At 51.4% G+C, this 2,798-nt stretch carries 1 rRNA gene; it reads right to left on the reverse strand.

Annotation, left to right across the window (positions count from 1 at the left end):
* A 23S ribosomal RNA gene (locus tag AAAU26_RS13805) occupies positions 1–2,789 on the reverse strand; the annotation flags it as partial.
* Positions 2,790–2,798 lie beyond the last annotated feature (9 nt).

Below are 2,798 nucleotides of genomic sequence, written 5' to 3' on the forward strand. Positions count from 1 at the left end.
CTCCACTTACACATCGTGCCTATCAACCTTGTAGTCTTCAAGGGGTCTTACTTGTTTAAAACAATGGGACATCTTATCTTTGGGTCGGCTTCACGCTTAGATGCTTTCAGCGTTTATCCGATCCGTACGTAGTTGCCCAGCTATGCTCCTGGCGGAACAACTGGTGCGCCAGAGGTACGTCCGTCCCGGTCCTCTCGTACTAGGGACAGCTCCCATCAAATATCCTGCGCCCACGACAGATAGGGACCGAACTGTCTCACGACGTTCTGAACCCAGCTCGCGTACCGCTTTAATTGGCGAACAGCCAAACCCTTGGGACCGAATACAGCCCCAGGATGCGATGAGCCGACATCGAGGTGCCAAACCTCCCCGTCGATGTGGACTCTTGGGGGAGATCAGCCTGTTATCCCCAGGGTAACTTTTATCCGTTGAGCGATGGCATTTCCACTCACATACCACCGGATCACTAACTCCAACTTTCGTTACTGCTCGACCCGTCAGTCTCGCAGTTAGGCTCGCTTCTGCGTTTGCACTCTTTTGCTTGATTTCCGTTCAAGCTGAGCGAACCTTTGAACGCCTCCGTTACTTTTTAGGAGGCGACCGCCCCAGTCAAACTGCCCACCTAACAATGTCCCCCGACTCGATTCAGAGCCGCAGGTTAGAATTCCAATATCGCAAGGATGGTATCCCAACGGCCACTCCGCAACCGCCAAAGCGATTGTTTCCTAGTGTCCCATCTATCCTGTGCATGCAACATCGAAACCCAATATTAGGCTACAGTAAAGCTCCATGGGGTCTTTCCGTCTTGTCGCGGGTAACCGGCATCTTCACCGGTACTACAATTTCGCCGGGCGGGCTGTTGAGACAGTGCCCAAATCATTACGCCTTTCATGCGGGTCAGAACTTACCTGACAAGGAATTTCGCTACCTTAGGACCGTTATAGTTACGGCCGCCGTTCACTGGGGCTTCGATTCAATGCTTGCACATCTCCTCTTAACCTTCCAGCACCGGGCAGGCGTCAGCTCGTATACGTCATCTTTCGATTTAGCACAAACCTGTGTTTTTGGTAAACAGTTGCTTGGGCCGATTCTCTGCGGCTCCATCTCTGGAGCACCCCTTCTCCCGAAGTTACGGGGTCAATTTGCCGAGTTCCTTAACAACCCTTCTCCCGTTGGCCTTAGAATCTTCTTCCTACCTACCTGTGTCGGTTTGCGGTACGGGCACCTCAGAAATACACACAGCTTTTCTCGCCATCTTCCATCTCAGACTTCGGTACTAACTTCCCTCGATCTCTACCGGAACCAACACCCGGCTCTGAGACTTCAAATGTGTCCCTGTGCTTAACTCTTTTGGTGGTGACGGAATCTCTACCGTCTGTGCATCGGCTACGCCTTCCGGCCTCACCTTAGCTCCCGACTAACTTGGAGCGGACGAACCTTCCTCCAAAAACCTGAGGCTTTCGGCCATGCAGATTCTCACTGCATTCGCGCTACTCATTCCGGCATTCTCACTTCTATACACTCCACAGCCGCTCACGCTACTGTTTCTCCGCGTATACAACGCTCCCCTACCCAATCCATTACTGGATTGCCTAAGCTTCGGTGTCAGGTTTAGCCCCGTTAAATTCTCCGCGCAAAGACGCTCGACCAGTGAGCTATTACGCACTCTTTGAATGAGTGGCTGCTTCTGAGCCAACATCCTGGTTGTCTGCGTATCTTCACATCGTTTTCCACTTAACCTGACTTTGGGACCTTAGCTGTAGATCTGGGCTGTTTCCCTTTTGACAATGACATTTATCTGACACTGTCTGACTCCCAAGCATCAATACTCTGGCATTCTGAGTTTGATAAGCTTCGCTAACCTCTCGGCCGCTAGGCTATTCAGTGCTTTACCTCCAGGTATCTAACTTGAGGCTAGTCCTAAAACTATTTCGGGGAGAACCAGCTATCTCCGGGTTCGATTGGAATTTCTCCGCTACCCACAGTTCATCCGCCGCCTTTTCAACGGAGGTCGGTTCGGTCCTCCATGGAATTTTACTTCCACTTCAACCTGACCATGGGTAGGTCACCCGGTTTCGGGCCCATTATATGCAACTTAACGCCCTTTTCAAACTCGCTTTCGCTTCGGCTCCAGACCTTAAGTCCTTAACCTTGCTGCATACAATCGCTCGCCGGACCGTTCTACAAAAAGTACCCTATCACACATTGACGTGCTCTAGGTGCTTGTAGGCACAGGGTTTCAGGTTCTTTTTCACTCCCCTCCCGGGGTGCTTTTCACCTTTCCTTCACAGTACTATACGCTATCGGTCACTGGGTAGTATTTAGGGTTGGAGGGTGGTCCCCCCATCTTCCGACCAGGTTTCACGTGTCTGGCCGTACTCTGGAATCTGCGCAGCTCTTTCCGTTTTCACCTACGTGGTTCTCACACTCTCTGACCGGCCTTCCCATGCCGTTCGGTTAACAGATCGAGTCCTAAAAGCAGTCCGTACCCCGAAGGTATTTCTACCTTCGGTTTGCCCTCTTCCGCGTTCGCTCGCCACTACTTACGGAATCTCGTTTGATGTCTCTTCCTCGCCCTACTTAGATGTTTCAGTTCAGGCGGTTCCCCCGATGTACCTATTTTGAATTTCAGTACAACGTACTCAGGTATGAACCTGAGTGAGTTTCCTCATTCAGAAATCTCCGGATCAATGCTTATTTGCAGCTCCCCGAAGCTTATCGCAGCTTATCACGTCTTTCATCGGCTCCCAGTGCCAAGGCATTCGCCCTGCGCCCTTGTTCGCTTGACCATATCAAAC

Origin of the sequence: Faecalibacterium longum (assembly GCF_040094125.1) — a bacterium.
GTDB lineage: Bacteria > Bacillota > Clostridia > Oscillospirales > Ruminococcaceae > Faecalibacterium > Faecalibacterium longum.